Here is a 23,745-nt window from a genome sequence, read left to right as displayed (position 1 = left end):
ATGGCAGGAATAGGTTTTGAACTTAGAAAGTTATATCGAGAAGAAGGGCTTGTTCAAAATGTGAGAGCATATGTTTATTCTTCTTTAACAACCATTGGACCGATGATCTTATGCCTTATTTTGATGTTTGTAGAACAACTGATGATGAAAGCGAATGACAGTAGTTATTTAGAGAATGAACTGTTTATAGCAACGATGGTCTATTGCTTTATCTTTTCAATCATTATTACATCTGGATTTTCAATGATTGTGACAAGGTACATCGCAGATATGATTTATCAAAAGATGTATGAAAAAATTATTTCATCTTTTTACGGTCTATTGACAGTTGTTTTGCCAATTGCTGGACTTATCGCGACTATATTTTTACATGGAGTACAAGAAGACATCTGGTATAAAATCGTTGCCTATTTATTTTTTATAGAATTAGTAATAATCTGGCTTCAAAATGTTTTTTTATCGGCTTTAAAGGATTATAAGAGAATTGTCCGAGGGTTTACGATTGGCATCATTATTTCTATAGTAGTTAGTTTTTTATTGTTTAAGTTTTTATCTATTGATCCAACGATTAACACATTAGCTGGGATTGATGTGGGGTTTGCGGTGATTGTTGGAATGTCGATGTATCATTTTGAACGAGTTTTTCCAAGAGATGAAAAACGATATTATTTTGCTTTTTTGAACTACTTAAAAAAGTACCCATCTATTTTTTTTAGTGGATTGTTTGTCTATTCCGGGGTGTATATTCACAATTTTGTTTACTGGATTTTCTCAGATCGACATTTCACGATTGCCAATCATTTTGTTTGGATGCCTTTTTACGATGTTCCAGTTTTTTATGCATATATCTCGGTATTGCCTTCGCTCGTTATGTTTGTAGTCATTGTTGAAACAGATTTTTATGCGAAGTTTTTAAATTATTACCGAAATGTTGTCGATGGTGGAACTTATGAGAGTATGAACAATGCCAAGAAAAAGATGCAAAATGTGTTGTTGCAACGAATCACTTTCCTAGTGGAAGTTCAATTATTATTTACAACTTTTTGCATAGCTTTAGGAATTATTTATTTACCTAAAATAGGGTTTACGATGGAACAGCTTGATCTATTCATTTTATTATGCTTGGCCTACTTTTTCTTTATCATCTTATTTGTTATTTTACATGTGCTAATGTATTTTGATGATCGAAAGGGAGTTTTATCTATTAGTGGTTCATTTATCTTATTAAATATTATTTTAACTTTTGGATCGATGAAATTGAATTTTGATGGCACTGGCATGTTCTTTGCATCATTTTTAATCTTAATCTTATCAATGGCTAGATTGCTCTATGTACTCAAAAATATAGATTATTATACATTTTGCTCACAACCTTTAACGACCATGAATCGAAAGAAACGTAAAAAATTACCTTCGTTGAAATCGAAATCAATGGTTTCTATGATTATTCTTTCTATGATCCTCTTATCTGCTTGCGGAAATAGCGAGCAAAAAGACAAAAAAACAACAGATGTCGAACAAACAACAAATGTTGCTGTTGAAACCTCCAATAATAATGATAAGTTGGAAGATGATAAACGATTATATGAACGGGATGAAGATCATTCTATTAAGTCATTATATATTACGATCGTTCCTGATCAATCTGAAAAGGTAGATTGGTATGCTCTGAATCGGATGACTGATCGTTATAGTAAAGAAAAGTTGGACATTATTTTCGCGGAGGGAACGGAAGATGGAATAGGACCAAAAAAAGGTAAATTCGGATACGATACGGAAGAACCCAATGCAAAAATCAGCATTCGCGGGAACTCATCCAGAAGTGCCGCACAAAAATCCTATAAAATAAAATTATTTGATAATGCAGGGTTATGGCAAGAACAGCGTACGATCGATTTGAACAAGCATATTGATGATCCAAGCCGTTTAAGAAATAAATTGAGCTTTGATCTGATGGAAGATATTCCTCATATGACAAGTCTTCGTACACAATTTGTCCATCTATATGTGAAAGATTTAACGAATGGAGAGAAAAAGAAGTATGAAGATTATGGTTTATATACGCAAATCGAGCAACCCAATAAAAAATTCTTAAGAACGCATTTGTTAGATCCGAATGGCTACTTGTATAAGGTGACATTTTTTGAATTTGATCGGTATCCAGAACAAATTAGAAAGCATACGGATCCCAAATATGATCAACAAAAATTTGAATCCATCTTAGAGATTAAGGGCAAAGAAGATCATGACAAGTTAATCTCCATGCTAGATGATGTCAATAATTTTAATATGCCGATAGAAGATGTGATCGAAAAACATTTTGATGTAGATAACTTATTAACTTGGACAGCTATGAATATTCTGATGGACAATATGGATACGGATGCCAACAATTTTTACCTGTATTCGCCTTTAAATTCTGAGAAGTGGTTTATCTTACCTTGGGATTATGATGGCGGATGGGAATTACAACGAAAACTAAAAAGTATTCGCCCTTATCAGGCGGGTATTAGTAACTATTGGGGAAATAAACTGTTAAACCGATATTTTCGTTCAGAAAAGAATGTTCAAAAACTTTCTAATAAGGTAGAAGAATTATCAAAAGTGATTAATAAAAATACCGTTTCCGCTCAAATAAGCCAATATAAAGATATTGTAAAGCCATTTATCTTAAAAAGTCCCGACAAAAATTATTTACCGATTGAAAATGCAAAATACGAAGAGGATATAAAATTAATAACGAGTACTCCTGAAAGAGCTAAAAAAAGATACTATCTAGATTTACAAAAGCCTAAACCTTTTTATATGGGAGATGTCGAACAAACGAGTACGAAACTTCTATTTACTTGGGATGTTTCATTCGATTTACAGGGCGATGATTTATACTACACGATTACAGTTGCAAAAGATCCATATATGAAAAAGATCATCGCCATGAAAAAAGATATACGAGCCAATAAATTCATCATGAAAAAGCCTGCTGAAGGTCCATATTTTTGGAAAGTGACAGTAAGAGATCGTAAAGGTCATCAGCAATCTTCGTTCGATATGTATACAGATGAAGAAGGAAACGAGTTTCATGGAATAAGAGATTTCGAGGTTGATTGATATGAGTATTTTCGCTAAGAGTTTTAGACATGAATTGAAATATTATTTAAATGCACTTGAATATAACGCGCTAAGAAGGAAAATTTCTGAATTTTTGCCGCTCGACCCTTATTCAAACGATGAAGAGGGGTATCGTATCTCTAGTTTGTATTTTGATGGAATTCATCAGCATGCCATTTATGATAAAAATAATGGTATTTTCAATAGAGAAAAATACCGTATCCGTATTTACAATGGCAGTGACAAAAAAATTACATTAGAAAGAAAAAGTAAGAGGGGGGATTTTATATGCAAGGAATCTGCTCCTCTTACGAAAAAAGAATATAATGCCATTTTAAAAGGCAATGTAGAAATACTTGCAGATACAGAAAAGCCATTACTAAGAGACTTTTATGCAGAGTTGCTTTATCGAAATTTTCAACCTGTCGTAATCGTTGACTATATTCGAGAGGCATATATTTATGAACCAGGGAATGTCCGAATTACATTTGATAAACAATTGAAGGCGACCGTCAATACAATTGATCTGTTTGATGACAAGCCAATTTCACAAGAAGTCTTGCTTCCTGAACAAGTGATTCTAGAGGTGAAATTTGATCATTTTCTGCCTGATGTCATCCGTCAATTGTTGCAGCCAGAAAGGATTGTACGTTCAGCCATTTCTAAATATGTTCTATGCAGAGAAGTGACCATACAAAATTTTAAGTAGAAAATTGAAGGGGAATTTATATGAATGATACATTAAGCTTTAAGGATTTTTTTAAAAAAAGTGTACTCCATCTTGAATCATTTGGGACGGTATCTTATATTGATATATTATTAGGTTTAGCTTGTTCTTTTGGAATTGGGATGTTTATCTATTGGATTTATAAAAAATATTTTCGCGGTGTTGTATACAGTTACAACTACAATGTCTCTTTTGTACTGATGACAATGATCACCACATTGATCATTATGACTATTAGCACGAATATCATCTTGTCTTTAGGGATGGTAGGGGCATTAAGTATTGTTCGTTTTAGAACAGCTGTAAAAGACCCTTTGGATATTGTTTACATGTTTTGGGCGATTGCTGCAGGTATTGCAACAGGGGCAAAAATGTATCCCTTATCCATTATTGGCTCGTTAGTCTTTGGGATTGTGATCGCATGGCTGTCTAAAAAGAAAACAAAACATGAAGCTTATTTGCTAATAGTACGTCATACGGATGAAGCGACAGATGAATTACGAGTATTACTGCGAAAACTTAATACAAAACTTAAATCTAAATCTATTCGAAATGGTTTTACAGAGATCACTTTGGAGATCAATATCGTTGATGACAATACTGCGTTTATGAAAACAATCGATCAAACAGCAGGTGTGCAATCCTGTTCACTAGTCAACTATACGGGTGATTACGCCCAATAAGTGAGACTTCACCTAGTAAGCGTTTTTCCTATTCAATCGGGTTTATGTGAGACTTCATCACCTAGTGATCATTTTCTCTGGTGCTGGTTCAAAGAATCGACTTTTAGGAAGCAGTGATCCTGCACTTTTTTCTGTACAGATTGGGAGTAGGGCATTTGCTATGAAAGTTGACTTGCATCTATAGTAGTTGGAGTAGGGGCTATTGCCTGTTATTGTATGATAATAAGCATTTACAAAAAACAACACAGCCTATGTGTAAAGTTGAACTTCATCCTAATTGTTAGACACGATCTAACAATTGGAGGTGCAGTTGAGTATAGGTTCGTGTTGTTTTTTGATTGAGTAAATGATCGAATCATGATTAGGTCGAAAAAAGGGCGAGCAAATGTCAGAAAGTATTGCTTTTTAAGTAGCAACATGTTTCGTTTTTGTTTTATTTTGTAAAAAAAACCATTTAAGGAGGAATTTGAATATCAATGAAAGAATAAACATAAAAAACTCCAATATTCTTGCATGTTTTTGAAAAAAATTACTAAAATGTTATTATAGAGATTTATAAGTATTGAAGGGAGGTTGTTATTTTTCTTCTAGATTATTCTTTTATTTATTAAATGTTCAAAAAAAAATAATAATTATTTTTAATAAAGTAATTCAAAATAACTGGTTTCAATAATTTATTGATAATTATTTGCTATTTTGGTTTTGAGGAGAAGAAATAGTAGCTGCAGTGTTTACGATAGCTGATCTTTTAGAAAAGGGGGATTAAAATTGGAAAAGAATAATGATTGCTATAAATTTCGCAAATTTATTGAGGAAAACAAAACGTTTTTAAATAATCCAATTATTAAGGATTTTTTATCAAAAAAAGCGAATTATCAATTACTTAAACAGTCCATTTGTGATCCAACTTGTCAAAATAAGGAACAATTAGATCAGGCATTCCGAGGGTTTTATTTCAATATTCGTTTTACGGCGTATATCTCTTCAACACTTTATTTTCACGCAATTAATTTAGATAAAAAAATTCGTAAATTGAATTATCAGTTTCCAATAATGTTGGATCAGCCTGTAAAAGAAGATTCAGATATGTCATTAAAGGATATGACGATTTATCATGAGGACTTTGAGTTAAAATCAGATAACATTTTAGATTATATAACAGATTCCAAAATATATGAAGCAGTGAAAAGGTTGACCCCAAATCAAAGACATATTCTCTATCTTGTGTATATTAAAGGATGGACTGATTCTGAAGTTGGAAAACACTTAAAAAAATCTCAGCAAGCGGTTTCAAAATCTCGGAATAAAGCCTTAAAGAGAATAAGAGGAGATTTAAACATTACACTAGAAAAATGTATTCTTTAATTAAAAAGGAGGAGATTTCATGGCGAAAACTTTGTATCAGTTGGCAATTGACTCCAAAAATGACACTGAAGCAGTTGAAAAGATATTAAAAGCTTTCAAACCTAAAATTAAAAAATCCCTTCAACAAACAAAATTCCAGAATAGAGTAGATATCGAACAAGAGCTAGAACTTAAACTGATTTCTATTATTAAAATGTATGAAGTAGATGAGTTGGATGGCTTTTGGCGATTTTACGAAAGGCAAAATCACTATAAAGAGAGTTATAAAGTAGTTAAGTAATGATGTTTAAAAAATCATGCATATTGATAATCTGGTGTTATCCATTATAAAAGGCATCATCAATTGATTTTCGCTGCGGATTGCTCGCTTTCTTGCGGGACTTTGAATTTACTTCTTTGATTAATACCGTATGAAGGGAATGCATATGCATTTTCGAAGAGTTGAGCAATCCGTAACTAGTGAACTGGAAACAAGAATTATTGACTTGTGATTAGCCAGTATTGATCCTAATTTTTCTTGATTGATATGTTTGATAAAAATTTTAGAAAAGGCGAAACCTGATGCCAAATTGTCATGTTAAAAAATTTTTAAAATTATGTAAAACGGGTCAAACCGTTGATATATCAACATTCATAGAGGGAGGTGAGATGATGAATGCTACAGATTTCCCATTATGGGTCAGCTTACTAGGAAATTTTGGTTTTCCGATTGCCATTACCATTTATCTGTTTCTTCGCTTTGAAAAGAAATTTGAAAAGCTTGAAAATGTCATTTTGGATTTATCAAAGGGAAAGGAGTAATCTAAAATAATAGAACATTATCAGTATAGAGGGATCTCACTATTTCCATGAACTTTCAAAAACTGCTTTCAAAAATTGCTCATCGATTATTATTGAAACATCTAATAGGATTACAAGAAGATGATATGATTGCCCGTCAAGCAATGTTACCTAAAATAACTTGCCATATGGTGGATGTTGGAGTAACCATTTTGCCCATCATACAGATATCCTATGAGAAGGGTAGAAAATCATGTCAAATAGTCATAAGGAAAAGGATCTGTAAAAATTTGATAAGAGTTATAACAAAATATGATTAAGAAAGCGATTGTAAGAAATAAAATTCTTAACAATCGCTTTTATTTTTTGATCTAATGTAATCAATTTCGTGGGCATAGTGTAAGGCATGTAAGAAGTTTCACTTTATCCTATATTAATGGGCAGCAAGTAGGACCTTATCTTAAGATTCCAGTATAAGTAGAGTATAAGAATGTGGGATCGACTGCCTTAAAAAGGCGATGGTTTTACTAGCACTCAATGGGAGATGAAGAACATACTGCATGTTCTATCGTAAGTAATGACAATATATTTCCATTCTTTCCCACATATTCCATATAAAAATATATGGTGGAGACTGTTGATTAAGTCGGTGTTATCCTGTTGTGTAACAATGTCCAGAAGTTCCTCATAATGCAGCATCATAAAGTTAATAAATACTAAAAAGCCTTCTGCTGTTATTTTTTTGGATATTTCCCCATTTTTCTTCCCTGTATCAATCATTTGAACAAGGAGTGGAATAATTCTTTCTTTAGTTTCTTCTTGAATATAGCTGGCGATCTCTTCGTCTTTAGCGATTAACCGCTCTATCATAGAGGGAGATAGGACTCCGTATGATTCTTGATTTTGCAATTGCATTCGCTCGATTTTTTCCTTTATGGGACCTTCTTGTTGCATATACACCTGAAAATCTTGGATCGAAACATCTATATAACGTTTGACTGATTCATGGATTAACTCAGTGGGGATAGAGAGGGTCCCTACTGGGCGAAGTTTCACTTTATATAGAAATTTAAATAGTCATCTAGTATTTCATCTTAAAATGTTGATGAAATACTAGATTTTTTTGGCTATTTTTCATAAAGTGATGATATGAGGTGAAAGGGAGTGGGATGAAAAATGGATTTATCACCTTTTCAGAACTTAATCGATGAATTGAAAAGTAAAAAGATGATTGTTTGGAAAAATAAAAAGAAGTCAGAGATTTATCAAATTGACTCAGCGCTGATTGATGATGCTGAAGGGCGTTTAAAGCGATTTGCCCCTTATTTTCAAGAGGTTTTTCCTGAAACGAAAAAACAAGATGGGAAAGTAGAATCCGTATTGCAAGCCGTACCAGTCATGCAGCAAAAGTTAGGGGTTAAAGGTAAACTATACGTAAAACGAGATGATGCGTTGCCTATTAGCGGTTCTATCAAGGCGCGTGGTGGGATTCATGAAGTGCTTTATGCAGCAGAGAAAATTGCGATGGAACATAGGTTTGTAAGTTTAGAGGATAATTATAAGATTTTTACCACAAAACCGATTCAGAAATTATTGAGCCAATACACAATTGTGGTCGGTTCCACAGGGAATTTAGGGCTTAGTATTGGAATCATGAGCGCAACTTTAGGGTTTAAAGTAAATGTACATATGTCTCATGATGCAAAAGAGTGGAAGAAACAATTGTTACGAAAAATAGGTGTAACGGTTGTGGAACACAGTGGAGATTTTTCTTTAGCTGTTGATGCGGGCAGGAAAGAAGCATTAAAAGATCCAAACAGTTATTTTATCGACGATGAGCATTCTAAACAATTGTTTGCAGGCTATGCGGTAGCTGGTAGAAGATTAAAGCAACAACTTCAAGAAGAGAACATTGTGGTCGATGCAAATCATCCCCTTTATGTTTATATCCCATGTGGGGTTGGCGGTGGGCCAGGTGGCGTGACATATGGTTTGAAAGAGAGCTTTGGAGAAAATGTACATGGCTATTTTGTAGAGCCAACAGAGTCTCCGTGTATGCTTTTAGGAATGGCAACTGGTTTACATGATAAAATCGCAGTCCAAGATATTGGTTTATCTAATTTAACCATTGCGGACGGTTTAGCTGTGGGGCGGCCTTCCTCGTTTGTTGGACAACAGATGGAACCATTACTAGATGGCATCATGACAATTTCAGATGAACGGCTTTCCCAATATGTTCGAACATTGTATCAAATGGAAAAAATTATTGTAGAGCCATCCGCAGTGGCTGGATTTATTGGACTAGAGCAATTGAAGGACGCAGCCGACAATCCAAATGCCACCCATATCGTCTGGGCAACTGGCGGGAGTATGGTGCCAAAAGACGAACAGCAAAAATACATTTTAGGATGATTGCATATTTCATCCAAACTTTGGATTTTAATCAAAACGCCATTCTCTATTGAACCAATTGTTCAAGAATAGGAAGGCGTTTTTTGTTTACCAGTTTACAGGAATAGCTCTTTATATAATTTCTGTAGATTTTGATTGATGTCATCGAGATCTATTTTTTCACTATCATAAGATTCACCAACCCAAATTTTGAGAGAATCTTGTTCTTCTGTTTGTGGACCAGCCAACACTTTTTCTAATTCAGTTAATCCTGGAATACCTCCACAATCTTCTGGAGGGCATGCACGCTTTGCTTTGATACAGCGAGGAACAAAAAATTCGTCATTTTCTGACTTTTCATCAGAAATTATTTTTTCTACTTTGATTGTATGCTCCCAATTATCTCCGAAGTCATAAGTGTAGATGCAGCTTTCCCCTTCATGTGAGAGAAGATCACCAATTATGGTTATTTCTGCATCTAATATCTCTTTACCGAATGGTGAACCAAAGTCAAACTCAAACTCATCATTTTCTGGTTCGATATAAATATTTTTATAATTAAAATTATATAAATGAGAGTTTGTCCATCCCATGGATACTTGAATGACATTGTACAATTCATCAAAAGTCATATTAGGATCAACGAGAATTCTTCTCCAAATAGGGGGTTTAGCTCCATTTAAGGTAATCTTTAATTGCATAATGCCTTCAATTGGTTCAAAATCTTCAGTTTCATCACTAAATAGATCATCAAGCGTCAATTGAGCCAATTGTTTATTGTTTGATTGTACCTCTTGAAATAGAGATGTAACATCTTTTCCATTTTCAACGAATTGTATAATCTCATCTAAACGTTGCTGATCCGCTTTTGGAAAATGACTGTATTCTTTTGCATTTTTTATGTCTTCTAAAAATTTTAAAATCAACAAATTAATCAAGAGGATCACATCCTATAAGTTTAGTCATTACAAAATCATTGTAACAAGCAAATGGATTGAATGCTAATAATTCTATCATAGATATTTACAGTATTTGATAAAATGATTGATCACCTGTTTTTTACAAAGTAGGCGTTTAATTTTCTCACATATTAACTACCCTATTCAAAGCTATCTCTGGTAAAGTCCTGTGACAATGGCTTTACGTCTTGTCGCTTACGCTGTCGATGCGGAAGAAACTCTGGGCTTAGGTCAAGGGGATTAAGAACAAGCTCGTAGAAAGCGCCGCCTGAAGCGGAACACATATGTCTGAATATGAATGTTCATATTGATGGGGAATGTTCGTATTGCTTACCTGAATTCCGCATTATGAAATGGCTTCAAGCACCTGACTATTGACAAATTTAAGAACAAATAAAAATGTTCGATTTTTTGAAATAAATTTTACACATTTTATTCACAAAACAGCCATAATGATGTAAAATGTAAACGAATACAGATATTATATATAAATTTTTTGAAACATGATCGTGATTTGAGTCATGAGTAAAATGATCGTTAATATGAAACTAACTGAAAAGAGGTAATAAAAATGTTCAAATTTATGGTTGCTACGCTTCTATTTATTGTCATCGGCAATGTGATCAATACATCATTACCTGTAGAGTATTCAATGTTGATGCTTATTGCGTTACCTGTACTTTATTTTGTAATTTATCATAAAATTTTCCATATCCGATTATTTAACAAATTAAATTTCTAATAATCGATAAAGTCACTTCTATTTCGATAAGGAAGTGACTTTTTCATTGCGAATCAAAATTGAGTTTCATGAAGCCTTAGATAAAATGAATTTCATATAAAATAGATCATTAAAATGTCTTTGATACACATGCCAAACGGTTTTATCCCTATTCTGAACGAATATTTATTTTCCTATTGCTAAATGAGTGATTAGTTGTTATGATGATGAAGTTATGATTTTGGAAAGCAGATATTGAAGTATCAGGGTTTTCCAAGCAGATAATTTTGACCACTTTCCTTTGGAGAGTTAAGGCAACGGTGTGCCGGGTCAAATGCCGATTGGCAACTTTTTCGTTGCCTTATTGATTGAGCAAATGCTCAAATTTTATAAGTTGGTTACTTTACAACCAGTGCAAATGCACATCAACTTGTGAAACGGTCAATAAGAGTGGTAAAAGTAATTGTTTGCTATATAGACTCTGATCTAAAATGATATAAATTGATATGAATGGATATAGAAGAGCGAATCTACTAAAACATTGTTTGGTGAAAATAGAGAACGATGTACCGTGCATGTATGTGTATGCTTTTCTTTATCTTATCGTTATATCGAAAGCAAGTGATGCGCTATGATGCGTTTTCATTTGCTTTTTTTATTATCCATTTTAGGCTATTTCACAGTAAGTTTTCGGGAATATTCAGTGTGTATTCTACCTGTTATGTTTCCATAAATACTTTGAAAATCTACTTTGCTGGGAGAGAAAAAAATGGGAAAAGCATTAGTTATCGGTTGCGGAGGAGTAGCTTCCGTTGCCATCCAAAAATGTTGTCAAAATTCAGAGGTATTTGAGGAGCTTTGCATTGCAAGCCGTACAAAAGCAAAATGTGATGCTTTAAAAGAGAAATTAGAAGGAAAAACGAAAACAAAAATTACAACTGCAAAAGTAGATGCAGATAATGTGGACGAACTTATTGCTTTGATCAACGAAGTAAAACCAGATATCGTGATGAATCTTGCATTACCATACCAAGATTTAACGATTATGGATGCATGTCTTGCAACGAAAACAAATTATTTAGATACTGCAAACTACGAACCAGAAGATACTGCAAAATTTGAATATAGTTGGCAATGGGCATACCGTCAACGTTTTGAAGAAGCGGGTATTACAGCACTTCTTGGTAGCGGTTTTGATCCAGGTGTCACAAGTGTATTTGCTGCATACGCATTAAAACATGAGTTTGATGAGATTGAATATATCGATATTCTTGACTGTAACGCCGGGGATCATGGCTATCCATTTGCAACTAACTTCAATCCAGAAATCAATATTCGTGAAGTTTCTGCAAAAGGTAGTTATTGGGAGAATGGTGAATGGGTAGAAACGGAGCCAATGGAAATCAAACGTGTCTATAATTTCCCCGAAATCGGCGATAAAGATATGTATTTATTGCATCATGAAGAAATTGAATCACTTGCATTGAATATTCCAGGTATTAAACGCATTCGCTTCTTTATGACTTTCGGCGAAAGCTATTTAACCCATTTAAAATGTCTAGAAAATGTTGGTATGACTTCTATTGAACCAATTGAATTTGAAGGAAAGCAAATCATCCCACTACAATTTTTGAAAGCAGTGCTACCTGATCCAGCTTCACTTGGACCACGTACAAAGGGTAAAACAAATATAGGTTGTATCTTCCGTGGCAAAAAAGATGGTAAAGACAAAACATACTATTTATACAATGTGTGTGATCATGAAGAATGCTATAAAGAAGTAGGTTCACAAGCAGTTTCCTACACAACAGGCGTGCCAGCTATGATTGGTGCCATGATGTTAGTGACAGGTACATGGGATAAAAAAGGTGTCTACAATATTGAGGAATTCGATCCAGATCCATTCATGGATGCACTCAATAAATGGGGACTTCCATGGAAAGAAAGTTTTGATCCGGAGCTTGTAGACTAAGATGAAGTTTAATGAAATACCTACACCAAGTTTTGTAGTGGATGAAAACCTGCTTGAAGAAAATCTTCAAATTTTAAAGGGTGTCATGGATCGTACGGGATGTAAGATTCTTCTCGCACAAAAGGCATTTTCGATGTATGAATTGTATCCAATGATTGGCGAATATTTAAGTGGTACTGCTGGTAGCGGCCTATATGAGGCGAAACTTGGATATGAAGAAATGGGGAAAGAAAATCATGTTTTTTCTCCAGCTTATCGCGAAGATGAAATTGATGAAATACTCGAATTATGCGATCATATTGTTTTCAATTCTTTTTCACAAATAGCAAAATATCGAGATAAGGTATTGAACGCAGGAAAAAGCATAGGTTTGCGCATCAATCCTGAATGCTCAACACAAGTGGGTCATGAGATCTATGATCCATGTGCACCGGGCTCTCGATTTGGTGTAACAATCAGCCAATTTCGCCCTGAATGGCTTGAAGGTGTTTCAGGTTTGCATTTCCATACACTTTGTGAGCAAAATGCGGATGATTTGGCGACTACTTTAGAAGCGGTTGAAGAAAAATTTGGTCCATGGCTCTCTCAAATGAAATGGATCAACTTTGGCGGTGGGCATCATATTACGAGAGAAGATTATAATATACCTTTATTGGAAGAGTGTATCACAAGAATTCAGAAAAAATATGATGTAGAGGTTTATCTTGAACCAGGTGAAGCCATTGCACTAAATGCTGGTGTCCTAGTGACAACAGTGCTTGATACGCTTCAAAATGATATGGATATTGCCATTCTGGATACTTCTGCATGCTGCCATATGCCGGATGTATTGGAAATGCCGTATCGCCCTCCATTATTTGACTCAGGTGAAAAAGGGGAGAAAGCTTATACGTATCGCCTTGGTGGGCCAACTTGTCTAACAGGAGATATAATTGGTGATTATTCTTTCGATCAGCCTTTAAAAAATGGTGATCGACTCGTATTTGGAGATATGGCTATTTATACGATGGTTAAAACGAACACATTTAATGGAATGGCATTACCAAATCTTGTGATCAAGGATAAAAATGGAGATTGTCGTATTGTCCATCAGTTTAATTATGAGGATTTTAAAGGAAGACTTTCATAACGCTCTAAAAGTGATAATTCTTTTAAGAATAAGGGGACCAAGAACAACAAAGTTCTTGGTTCTTTTTAATTGGAAAACGATCTTTTCCATGTATAGCTCGTTAAGATTCTAGAAACGAGCAAAAGAATAAGAGAAGTCCATTGTTTGTAAATTGTTCGAATGGTTCAGCTCATACGATGGAGGATAAAGAAGACCTCCACTGTGTGAAGTTTCACATGATCTTCTTATCCTCGACTAAACATTCCAATGACTTCTTTTGTTTCTGTAATATTCACAAATGCATGCTGGTCTACTTCTTGAACAATGTGTTTTACTTCTGACAATTGATAGCGTGTAATAACCGTAATAAGAACTTGACGATTTTCGCCAGTATAAGCACCTTCACCGTTAATAATGGTAATGCCTCGATGAAGTTTCGTGAGTAGCTTGTCCTTCATATCATCACCTTTAGAAGTAATGATCATAAGTGTAAGTTTGATGTTGTTTGTATGAATGAGATCAATTGTTTTGCCAGAAGCGTAAATGGACACCAATGTTAGTAAGGCAGCATCCCAACTAAAGATAAAACCTGAGATCAACACAACAATTCCATTCATCATTGAAATAATTGTGCCGAGAGGGAGATCCCTTTTTTTCGTCAACAACATCGCAATAATATCGAATCCTCCAGAAGAACCTGATGCACGAAAGATCAACCCAACACCTATTCCGATAATAACACCACCAAAAAGAGAGGCTAAAATAGGTTCATTTGATATGGCACGAATGGGTATTACTAATAAACTGACAGAAATCACGACTACTGACAAAATAGTATAAGTAATAAATCGTTTTCCTAATTTCCTGTATCCGATAATCAGCAAAGGTAAGTTTAATAAAAAATTCAATATCCCTGTATTGAAAGGTGTAATGATTCCAAGCATCATGGCAATCCCGCTTAATCCACTACTTAAGATTTTATGAGGTATTAGTAAAAAATTATAAGCAAACCCCATCAAAATAGAGGAAATTATAATCGTAATAATATTGCGCATATATTCTCTCCCAACTGCTATCCGCACACCTTTAGATGTACATCATAGTTAAAAATCAATCCTTTTCCTATGATAACCAATTTTTTTATTTGAAATCAAGAATTCTTTATCTTTCGCTGGAATGTGATTGATGTATTGACTTTAAAAAGATGTAAATCATGGTGGATATGTATACAATTTATCCCGCTTTAATGGACAGTAAGACCCCAATCTCAAGATATAAAGAGAAACGAGAAAGATAGATGGGGGATGAACTGCCCGTAATAGTCCGATTGGTTTGGACGGGCAAGATGTTGGTCCCTCAGGCGTTGCCACAGGACGTGGCGCTTTTCATTTCTGTTCTTCTAGATCAGTGTGGGATGAAGAAAACCCCCACTGATGGAAGCTTCACTTTATTTTACATTTACGTGAGGAGTAAAATCCTATATATAGGATTCTAGTAAATAAGCATAGGTTCGTTGCCTATAAGATCCTGATTGGTTTGAGTCAAATACAGTGAGGAATAAAGAAAATCGCCATTGTGTGAGGCTTACTTTAACGATAGATATACATTCAGAAAAGGCTATGTAAAAAATTTGTAGGTTTTGCTTATTCTGTGGATTGGGCTATCTTATTCGTGGATTGAATTGTCTAAACCGTGGATAGAACTGAATCTTCCGTGGATAGGATCGTCAACCGTGGATAGAACCGAGTCTTCCGTGGATAGGATCGTCAACCGTGGATAGAACCGAGTCTTCCGTGGATAGGATCGTCTGAACCGTGGATAGAAGTGCGTTTTCCGTGGATTGAATTGTCTAAACCGTGGATAGAACCGAGTTTTCCGTGGATAGGATTGTCTAAACCGTGGATAGAACCGAGTCTTCCGTGGATAGAGGCCGAATCCTCAGTAATAAAAAAGATGGATACAGATTATAAAATCTGTCCATCTACAATGATCTGTCCTGTTTGGTGGTCATATTCGACTTCTCCCATCACGCCAAGATTCATTCCCTCTGGTAACTCTTTTGTTTCGATTACTTGTGAATCATTGATAATTGCGAGATATTGGCCGTTGATTAAAACTACTTTCATATTGATCATCTCCTTTTATAATTTCATAAACAGAAATTTGTTTATGTATGATATTGCAGAAATAGTAAAAATAGAACTCAGGATTGTGAAAAAATGATGGACATTGATATGACATCTAGATGACTGGATGAAATGCTATTAGGTTAAATCATGGTGAATGGAAAAATACATAATTAGAAAGAAAATTTTGAATACTATAATAATATATTCTACCCGTTTGTCAATATTCCTTCTTTAGAAAGAAAATTTTCTAAAAAAAGAACATGGCTTATTTAGCATGCTTTTTAAATGATATGTATAAGATATGTTATACAAAAAAATGTGCCTATGCGTTTGTCCAGTAAACATTTATCTTATATTAAGAAGTATTCAGGAACACCATTTCGGGGTGCAAACTGTTGTTTATTTATCCCGCATTAACGAGCAGTAAGACTCCCACCAAAAGGATTGGAAAGAAACGAGAAAGATGATAGGTGAGATCCATTGCCCATAAAAGTCCGATTGGTTCGGTCGGGCAAGATGTTGGTCCCTCAGGTGTTGCCACAGGACGTAGCGCTTTTCACTTCCGTTCCTCTATTATTTCGGTGGGGGATGAAGAAAACTCCACTGATGGAAGCTTTACTTTATTCAAATTAATATTTCACATAATAAAGCACGAAGACTTCACTTTTTGATATTTATCGCTGCAACAAGGAATAGTCCATTTTTTAAAGCATATATTTAAGTAGTTATAAGGGTGTAGATGATTGATCCTAGTGTATGCCTGAAAAAAGATAGGAGTGTTGATTGTGCAGAAACAATTAAATGATAAAGAGAAACGTTTTTTTGAATATTTATTAGCTCTTTCATCTTTGAATCATAAAACAGTTCGATCCATTCAGGATTATGAGAAAGTATGGGCTTTTGATGAACTAGCGGAAATTGACGGATGTACGATTGGTAATCAATGCGGGCAACCATCCAACTTATTGGAAATACATAAACCAACCCTCAAACATACTGTACTTGTTTGCCCAAGACCGTATCCTGAGTTAGTCAAATGGTCAAACTTTAAACTAAATAAACAATCAGGAATCGCTTCTATCCAAAACCATAAAAAAATCGAAGAGATTTTTAAAGAAAGCAAAAACAACAAAAATGATCAACAATTATCTGAGTGGAAAGAATGGGCAACCAAAAAAAGACGGTTTGATCGTGCGAATCATTTTTATGCTGAACTTCTTGAAATTTTCAATCAGTGGGAACAGGAAAGTGATGGCATTGAATTAGTGCTGTCGAAAGGGTTATTAAAATGGGGCGGGATAGCAGATGGAGAAGATATTGAGCTTCCTTTGTTTACGACAAAAGTTTTGATTTCAAAAAATGCAAAAACGGACATGATTGTATTAACAGAAGAAACAAAAGGATTAAAATTCGAGGAAGACTTATTGGATGAACTACCGATACCAAATAATGATGATCTCAAGGCTTTTATTAAAAAAATAGAAAATACAAATTTTACAGCGGAACTTACAGAAGAGTGGAAAAAATTAGCGAAGCTTTTAAATCCAAATGGGCGTTTTATCGAAAACGAAGGTGGATTGTATGGCAAAAATATTCCGGTCATTATCGATCAATCCTATTTCATCGTTCGTCAAAATAATCATAAGCTTCTGAAAGGTGATTTGAAGCAAATCATTAAGGCGATCGATCAAGAAAGTCTGGAACTACCGAATTCCATACGAAATATTTTAGGAAATGCCTCAAAAACAAAATCACAAAAGGTTAATTTTCTACAATCTACACTAGCTAATCAACTCTATTTTCCATTATCTTCTTCTGAACAACAAAAGGAAATTGCGAAGCGTGTGGAAAAAAATCATAGCGTGACGGTTCAAATCGCACCTAATACAGACGAAACGGTTGCCGTTGCCAATTTAGTCAGCCATTATTTAACGGAGGGAAAAAGGGTCCTCATTACCACACAAAAGGATAGCCCTTTGAGTGGATTGAAGAAGCAATTACCTAAAGAAATTCGAGATCTATGTGTCCCACTATTAGATGATGAGAGTTCTGATCAAGAAATTGAACAGTCTCTGCAAGTAATTGCTGATAAGACAGAAACACTCAATATTCAAGAATTGAAAGAAAAAGTACGAAGAAACCAACAATTATTACAGCAAAGTGTTCAAAATGAAGAAATATGTAAAAAAGTCCTTAAACAATATGCAAAATCGGAAGGGACACCTATTTTGCATGACAATCGGCCATTGTTTAAATATGATATTGCGAAACGTCTTGCAGAAACAAATGTGGCGTATCAATGGTTAAAAGATGAACTCCCACTTATTATGAAATTCCCATTAAGCTCTGAAGAATGGACAGAATTTTGCACGATACAGAATTCATTGACAAAAGAAGATGCATTGTTACTCCATATAAATTTACCGTCCATTCAAAATAATCTTTTAAGCAAACCCGCATTTAGGACATTAGTAGAGGAAGAAGAAAAAATATCGAAAGACATAGATACGGACTATATATTACCTATTGAAGACGTATTTTCCAAAAAATCTACATTACTCATTATGAAGGACATAGTAGAAGAAATAATTGAAACTCGCCATGTAATAGAAGACGGAGTTTATACAACCTTTATCCGAGATTTACTTTCAACGGAGAAACGAAAAGAGTATTGGGTTCAACTTATTGATGAAATCGTACAAAATAATCAAAAAGCATCTTCTTTATATGCTGATTTAATACATGAAAGAATCATATTGCCTAAAAAATTAATGAGTGAGATTTATTACGATTTAGAAATAGCGAGAGAACGTATTTTGTCTGGTAAAAAACCGAATCCTTTTTTCTTCATTGGAAAAGGAAAATCAACGAAATATTTATTCCAAACAGCTGTTCTAAATGGAAGGCCTCTTAGAAAATTAGAAGATATCATCACCCTTGAAAAGTATTTAGAATATAAAGGGCTGATTACAAAGTTAGCGAGATTATTCAATCAAAATATGAGTGAAGTTGGGATTCCAGAAATCGATATAACCGCTCAGGAATTTCCTCAATTAATGGAAGAAAGAATGGCTATATTAGAAAAAATCATCGATATTGTAGAATTAAATGCTGCGTTATCTGCAAAGCTTCAAATAGAGGGCCTTCAGTTAGGGGATCTTTTCGATGAAGTATTTTACGGAAATTTGAGTGTCAAAATTGATCATACATTAAATTATATTAAATTTACAAAATGGCAACAAACTTATGAGGAAGAAATTGAAAAACTTGAAAATCTAACGCAAATTGAAAATATTCATCCTATTACCCATCAATTTTTAACGGCGTTGCTGGAAAAGGATTTTGAAACTTGGCAAATTTTATTGCGAAATCTGAAAGAACTACACCAAAAAATTCCGACGATCGACAAATGGAGAAAGCATGCAGATAAACTAGCGGAGAAATTGCCATCGACAGTTGAGTATATCACCCATCATTTTGGTGAAGTCAAATTAGAACCGACTTTTTATCAAGAGGCATTTACACTGAAGAAAATGGAGACATGGTTAAAAGAGGATGGGGATATCAATAGCAGATCATTGAAAAAACAGCTTCAATATGAACGCAAAGCACAAAAGAATTTAATACAAAAGATTATCAAGGATGCAACATGGGCATTTCAATTGGAGCGCTTGACGGATGAAGAAAAATCCGTGCTTAAAGACTGGAAATTTTACAGAAAAAAAATAGGATCTGGAAAGGGAAGGCATGCATTTAAGTTTATAGAGGGAGCACGCGAATCATTAAAAAAGGCTCAATCTACTATTCCTGTTTGGATCATGCCAATTCAACAAGTGTTGCAAACATTTCCAATTGAAAGTGAAAAATTCGATCTTATTATTATAGATGGCAGCGTTCAGTATGATCTGTCAACTCTGAATGTTTTAGTAAGAGGCGAAAAGACTATTATTTTAGGAAAAGAAACGTCAGCACCTCCATCCACAATCGATATTAATCGTGATGTAGTGGCAGGACTTATTCATCGTTATATACAAGACGTACCAAACAATTCTTTATATGATGGAGGTATTTCGATTTTCAAGATTGGTGAACAAAGTTTCCCGCAAGGCAGTAAATTAACATTACAAGACGAAGATCAATCGATTCCAAAAAATATTCCATTCGTGCGTGAGCAATTGCCATTAAGGGCAGAACAGCTGGAACCGCAGTGTGAATCGATTTTTGAGATCGACGTATTGAAATGGATTTTATCAAAAGGGTATTATGTGATTCCACAATTTGAAGTGGGAAACTATAAAATTGATTTTGTGATTGAAGGGCTTCGTGAACGCTTAGCTGTTGAATGCGACGGAGAAAAGTGGCAAGGAACCAAAAAATATGAAGAGAATCTCTTGAAACAAGAGGCGTTAGAAAAAGCTGGCTGGGTATTCTGGCGTGTAAGCGGCAAAGATTTCTATGCTGATCAAGAAAAAACGATGGAAGGTCTTTGGGCAGCTCTTTCAAAATTGGGGATCTATCCAATTGGGGAAGAAGAAAATGAAAAAGTACTCCATGATTTCCATTTGAATGTTAAACATGAGCAAGAACCTAGTATACAATTTCAGATCCAAACAAAAAAACCCCATTCATCTAGTGCAAGAGAAAAAATAAAAGAACTTTCAGATCCTCAAAAGCATGTAACCCAACGTGACACACTAAAAGAAGAAGCGATTTTAAACAAAGCATTCGCAACAGAAACAGAAGATCTTTCTAAAATTCCAGCCGTCATTTTGACGAACAAAAATAAGGAATCTAAAATCTTCTCCATTTCAAATTTAAATGATATACCGTCAGAGCTCATTCAAAATGTAGTTATACAAGGGAAAACTTCAGTCGTTCAATTTTTACAAGATTTAGGCTTTGAAATTGTCGATTATCGACTACAAGATGGTAGTCTATGGGTAGTGGCCAATGAGGATATCAAACCATTTATGGAAAAGTTAGAAGCGTGCAATGTATCATTCCGCTATGTGAGCAAAGGAAGTCAAACAACAAAAGGCAATCCAGCTTGGTATACGAAAATCGTTGAGTAGAGAATAAAATGCATGGAACTGTTTCAAAAATCTAAAAAGTTTTAGATCGGCAACAATGACTTAAATGGATGTAAGGGCGAATAAAGTTTTAAATAGAGCGAATAAACGTATGGAAAGAGCAAATAAACAGATAGAGAGAGCGAATAAATCTATCAAACTAGCGAATAAACGCAGAGAAAGAGCAAATAAATTTGCCGATCTATTTGGCAAATAAATCGACAGAAAGAGTGGATTTTTATAAATTCAAAGGATTGATCAATGAAAAAGTCCCATTGGATGTGATCCAATGGGACTTTGAATGGCTTGGTGATGCCCTTAACAGGACTTGAACCTGCGACCTAAAGTTTAGGAAACTTTTGCTCTATCCAGCTGAGCTATAAGGGCTCAATAGGTAAATGAACCATAGATATAAAAGAACACCAAAATGGCTATATACTAAAAAATATATCCATTAAAGCTTAACCATTCTATTATATCAGTTTTACAAGATAATATTATAACATGTTTTGTTCACAAATTATAGACAAATTTCAGGTAGTAGCAATAATTATTGTTTACATAGTAAATTTTGCGAAAAACTATGTGTACGGGAGTAATCTGTCTTTTTGGAAAGATTGGTTTTTTTTCTATTAAAAATATGAATTGTAGAAAGTGTTATTTTATCATAACAAAATCCCACGAGACGGATTGTCTGTGGGATACTTTTTTGTATCAAATCATTTTTTCATTCAGATCTTGCTTCAAGGCAATGTTTCATACTGTAGCCGTTTTTGCTAAGCGGTTTATCTTAATAGTAAGTTCCGATTGTATGAATTTCCCCTTATCATCCAGACAGAGAATCTACTGCAGCAAGCACTTCGATATTCCTTTAGTAAAGTAACGATGTCCTTTGTGCGTCAATTGAAAACAGCCTACTTTTTTGGTTGATTTCTATTGTGAGTGTGAGTGGTCAATTTTTCTAGCTCAGCTAATTCTTTAGCTACTTCTTCCCTTGCTTGAGAGGGAGCTATTTTTTGATTGGCAGGTGTCTGAGGCAATGAAGCCTTATTTTTACTTTTACCTTGTTTGTTGTCTCTTCCCATCATAATTCTCCTTTCTTTTTAGAACATCCTTAATATGGCTTTAAAATGAATTTTTATCACTCAAATAAGAAAAGCGACTATACTATTGATCAAAAGTCGTAAATATCCACTGCAAAATTTCAATAAGAAGATAATGAGAGAATCAGTAAAGTCCGGTCTAATGTACAGCAGAGATAAAAAATCGTCCAACTTTGTGAAGTTTCATTTGACTCGAGGAGATTGAAGCCAAGCACAAGGAAAGCGCCGTCTGGAACGAAACATACAAATCTGAATATTGATGTATATATGTGAAGAAATGTTCGTGTTTTTTTATCTGAATTTTGCATTATGAAATTGATTCAAATAATCAAATAATTTTAAAAATATATAAAATAATCTTTGAAAGATACAAATGAAGTTCTATAATGTAGGGTAAAGTATTCTATATAACAGAAAGAGTGAAAGCATTGAAAACAATTCATGTACATGGTGCACCGAGTGAATATATTTTACAAAAAGGTGCTTTAGAACTTTTAGAATCTAAATTAGTAGAAAGAAATTTAAGAAAAGTTTTGGTCGTTCATGGCGTAAAATCATGGGCAGCAGCTAAAGATTACTGGCCAAATTTAAAAGAAATCGAGACAGAGGAGTATACATATAGTGGGGAGTGCTCATTGGATGAAATCGAGAAAGTTTCAAACTTAGTCACTGCTCATAATGATGAAGCAATTATTGGCGTCGGTGGGGGCAAGGTTTTAGATTTGGTGAAAGCAGCAGGAAATAAAACCAACAAACCTGTTATTCTAATCCCAACATTAGCTTCTAATTGTTCTCCTTGGACCCCAATCAGCGTATTATATGATAGTTTTGGTACTTTCAAGGGTTTTGAAATTTACCCTGTTTCTACAAGCCTATTGTTAATCGAGCCTGAAATACTTGTCCATGCTCCAATTGATTTGTTTATAGCTGGAATAGGGGATACATTAGCAAAATGGTACGAAGGAGATGTTCAATTAAAAACAATTGATCATAAAACTGTACCAATGATGATTTCTCATTATGCTGCCAAGGAATGTAAAGACATATTGTTACAATCATCGGCTGCGGCTGTTCATGCTATTGAAAATGGAAAATTGAATGAAGATTTTATTAAAGTCGTGGAGACAATTATTGTTTACGCAGGAATGGTCGGCGGCTTTGGAGATCATTTTGGACGAACAGCTGGCGCACATTCGATTCATAATGGGTTGACAGTTTTAGATGAAACACATCATGCATTGCATGGGGCAAAAGTTGCTTATGGTATTTTAGTTCAATTAGTATTGGAAAATCGTTGGGATGAAATCAAGGCACTTATCCCATTCTATCAACAATTAGGTTTACCGCTATCCTTAAAAGAATTGGGCATTGAAGAGCTAACGGATAAGGCGGTTCAACAAGTAGCCGAAAAAGCAACGCTCCCACAAGAATCCATCCATGTGATTCCAATTGGGGAGATTACACCAGCTAAGGTCAGTGAAGCAATGGTTGAATTAGAACAATTTTCAACGCAACTGAGTTTACACTAAAATACGGAAGTCATATTAGATGTGGAATGGTTTGCGATGGGGTTCGATTGATTAAAAAGCACTGCTAGTGTTGCATTAGTATAAAAGAAAATTTTCGCTAT

At 34.4% G+C, this 23,745-nt stretch carries 18 protein-coding genes and 1 tRNA gene; 13 read left to right on the top strand and 6 right to left on the bottom strand.

Translation table 11 applies throughout. The annotated features are described in order from the left end of the window. From pelG to FEZ13_RS05920, 6 genes are all read left to right on the top strand, one after another. On the top strand, positions 1–3,108 hold the full coding sequence (gene pelG / locus FEZ13_RS05945; RefSeq protein WP_186725790.1) for an exopolysaccharide Pel transporter PelG: 3,108 nt from the start codon (positions 1–3) through the stop codon (positions 3,106–3,108). Position 3,109: 1 nt separating this feature from the next. After that, complete coding sequence (locus tag FEZ13_RS05940) at positions 3,110–3,817, top strand: polyphosphate polymerase domain-containing protein (RefSeq protein WP_146551838.1); 708 nt, start codon at positions 3,110–3,112, stop codon at positions 3,815–3,817. Between the two features lie 20 nt (positions 3,818–3,837). Next, a complete protein-coding gene (locus FEZ13_RS05935) occupies positions 3,838–4,518 on the top strand; it encodes a DUF4956 domain-containing protein (RefSeq protein WP_186725789.1) in 681 nt (226 codons plus the stop codon). 768 nt (positions 4,519–5,286) lie between these two features. Beyond that, positions 5,287–5,883: a sigma-70 family RNA polymerase sigma factor gene (locus FEZ13_RS05930; RefSeq protein ID WP_146551837.1), complete on the top strand. Its 597-nt coding sequence runs from the start codon at positions 5,287–5,289 to the stop codon at positions 5,881–5,883. A 19-nt stretch (positions 5,884–5,902) separates the two neighbouring features. After that, a complete protein-coding gene (locus FEZ13_RS05925; RefSeq protein WP_146548992.1) occupies positions 5,903–6,163 on the top strand; it encodes a helix-turn-helix domain-containing protein in 261 nt (86 codons plus the stop codon). Between the two features lie 371 nt (positions 6,164–6,534). Further along, entirely contained in the window at positions 6,535–6,684 is a 150-nt protein-coding gene (locus FEZ13_RS05920) for a YvrJ family protein (protein ID WP_146548991.1), read from the top strand. A gap of 513 nt (positions 6,685–7,197) precedes the next feature. Here FEZ13_RS05920 and FEZ13_RS05915 read toward each other — a convergent pair. Then, on the bottom strand, positions 7,198–7,719 hold the full coding sequence (locus tag FEZ13_RS05915; protein WP_146551836.1) for a TetR/AcrR family transcriptional regulator: 522 nt from the start codon (positions 7,717–7,719) through the stop codon (positions 7,198–7,200). A gap of 120 nt (positions 7,720–7,839) precedes the next feature. Here FEZ13_RS05915 and FEZ13_RS05910 point away from each other — a divergent pair, with 120 nt between their 5' ends. After that, entirely contained in the window at positions 7,840–9,075 is a 1,236-nt protein-coding gene (locus FEZ13_RS05910; RefSeq protein WP_146551835.1) for a D-serine ammonia-lyase, read from the top strand. Between the two features lie 95 nt (positions 9,076–9,170). On the opposite strand, the gene FEZ13_RS05905 is transcribed toward FEZ13_RS05910, so the two are convergent. Then, positions 9,171–9,992, bottom strand: a complete 822-nt coding sequence (locus tag FEZ13_RS05905; RefSeq protein ID WP_146551834.1) for a plasmid pRiA4b ORF-3 family protein — start codon at positions 9,990–9,992, stop codon at positions 9,171–9,173. Between the two features lie 592 nt (positions 9,993–10,584). Here FEZ13_RS05905 and FEZ13_RS19395 point away from each other — a divergent pair. From FEZ13_RS19395 to nspC, 3 genes are all read left to right on the top strand, one after another. Further along, positions 10,585–10,755, top strand: coding sequence for a hypothetical protein (locus FEZ13_RS19395; RefSeq protein ID WP_186725788.1), 171 nt, complete (start codon positions 10,585–10,587; stop codon positions 10,753–10,755). A gap of 748 nt (positions 10,756–11,503) precedes the next feature. Next, positions 11,504–12,706 carry a saccharopine dehydrogenase family protein gene (locus FEZ13_RS05900; protein WP_146551833.1) on the top strand — a complete coding sequence of 401 codons (1,203 nt, stop codon included), beginning with the start codon at positions 11,504–11,506 and terminating at the stop codon, positions 12,704–12,706. 1 nt (position 12,707) lies between these two features. After that, the gene (gene nspC / locus FEZ13_RS05895) at positions 12,708–13,835 is read left to right on the top strand and encodes a carboxynorspermidine decarboxylase (protein ID WP_146551832.1); all 1,128 of its coding nucleotides are present in this window, start codon (positions 12,708–12,710) and stop codon (positions 13,833–13,835) included. 224 nt (positions 13,836–14,059) lie between these two features. On the opposite strand, the gene FEZ13_RS05890 is transcribed toward nspC, so the two are convergent. Both FEZ13_RS05890 and FEZ13_RS19390 read right to left on the bottom strand, forming a co-directional pair. Further along, entirely contained in the window at positions 14,060–14,869 is an 810-nt protein-coding gene (locus FEZ13_RS05890; protein WP_146551831.1) for a YitT family protein, read from the bottom strand. A gap of 909 nt (positions 14,870–15,778) precedes the next feature. Beyond that, positions 15,779–15,940: a hypothetical protein gene (locus FEZ13_RS19390; protein WP_186725787.1), complete on the bottom strand. Its 162-nt coding sequence runs from the start codon at positions 15,938–15,940 to the stop codon at positions 15,779–15,781. A 473-nt stretch (positions 15,941–16,413) separates the two neighbouring features. Between FEZ13_RS19390 and FEZ13_RS05885 the strand changes: the two genes are divergently transcribed. After that, a complete protein-coding gene (locus FEZ13_RS05885) occupies positions 16,414–16,614 on the top strand; it encodes a hypothetical protein (protein ID WP_146551830.1) in 201 nt (66 codons plus the stop codon). A gap of 114 nt (positions 16,615–16,728) precedes the next feature. Continuing rightward, on the top strand, positions 16,729–21,015 hold the full coding sequence (locus tag FEZ13_RS05880; RefSeq protein ID WP_146551829.1) for a DUF559 domain-containing protein: 4,287 nt from the start codon (positions 16,729–16,731) through the stop codon (positions 21,013–21,015). Positions 21,016–21,325: 310 nt separating this feature from the next. On the opposite strand, the gene FEZ13_RS05875 is transcribed toward FEZ13_RS05880, so the two are convergent. Both FEZ13_RS05875 and FEZ13_RS19385 read right to left on the bottom strand, forming a co-directional pair. Continuing rightward, positions 21,326–21,399, bottom strand: a tRNA-Arg gene (locus FEZ13_RS05875). A 527-nt stretch (positions 21,400–21,926) separates the two neighbouring features. Next, on the bottom strand, positions 21,927–22,097 hold the full coding sequence (locus FEZ13_RS19385) for a YfhD family protein (protein WP_186725786.1): 171 nt from the start codon (positions 22,095–22,097) through the stop codon (positions 21,927–21,929). Positions 22,098–22,543: 446 nt separating this feature from the next. Between FEZ13_RS19385 and FEZ13_RS05870 the strand changes: the two genes are divergently transcribed. Next, a complete protein-coding gene (locus FEZ13_RS05870) occupies positions 22,544–23,644 on the top strand; it encodes an iron-containing alcohol dehydrogenase family protein (protein ID WP_146551828.1) in 1,101 nt (366 codons plus the stop codon). Positions 23,645–23,745 lie beyond the last annotated feature (101 nt).

Source organism: Rummeliibacillus sp. SL167 (genome assembly GCF_007896505.1).
Lineage (GTDB): Bacteria > Bacillota > Bacilli > Bacillales_A > Planococcaceae > Rummeliibacillus > Rummeliibacillus suwonensis.
Note: the sequence above shows the minus strand (reverse complement) of the source record. Positions and strands in the feature narration are given on the sequence as shown.

Bases quoted from the DNA above. Each gene is read 5' to 3' on its own strand.
- FEZ13_RS05890 (WP_146551831.1), bottom strand. From the start codon at position 14,869: ATGCGCAATATTATTACGATTATAATTTCCTCTATTTTGATGGGGTTT.
- nspC (WP_146551832.1), top strand. From the start codon at position 12,708: ATGAAGTTTAATGAAATACCTACACCAAGTTTTGTAGTGGATGAAAAC.
- FEZ13_RS05910 (WP_146551835.1), top strand. From the start codon at position 7,840: ATGGATTTATCACCTTTTCAGAACTTAATCGATGAATTGAAAAGTAAA.
- FEZ13_RS05935 (WP_186725789.1), top strand. From the start codon at position 3,838: ATGAATGATACATTAAGCTTTAAGGATTTTTTTAAAAAAAGTGTACTC.
- FEZ13_RS19395 (WP_186725788.1), top strand. From the start codon at position 10,585: ATGTTCAAATTTATGGTTGCTACGCTTCTATTTATTGTCATCGGCAAT.
- FEZ13_RS05940 (WP_146551838.1), top strand. From the start codon at position 3,110: ATGAGTATTTTCGCTAAGAGTTTTAGACATGAATTGAAATATTATTTA.
- FEZ13_RS05900 (WP_146551833.1), top strand. From the start codon at position 11,504: ATGGGAAAAGCATTAGTTATCGGTTGCGGAGGAGTAGCTTCCGTTGCC.
- FEZ13_RS05920 (WP_146548991.1), top strand. From the start codon at position 6,535: ATGAATGCTACAGATTTCCCATTATGGGTCAGCTTACTAGGAAATTTT.
- FEZ13_RS05925 (WP_146548992.1), top strand. From the start codon at position 5,903: ATGGCGAAAACTTTGTATCAGTTGGCAATTGACTCCAAAAATGACACT.
- FEZ13_RS19390 (WP_186725787.1), bottom strand. From the start codon at position 15,940: ATGAAAGTAGTTTTAATCAACGGCCAATATCTCGCAATTATCAATGAT.
- FEZ13_RS19385 (WP_186725786.1), bottom strand. From the start codon at position 22,097: ATGGGAAGAGACAACAAACAAGGTAAAAGTAAAAATAAGGCTTCATTG.
- pelG (WP_186725790.1), top strand. From the start codon at position 1: ATGGCAGGAATAGGTTTTGAACTTAGAAAGTTATATCGAGAAGAAGGG.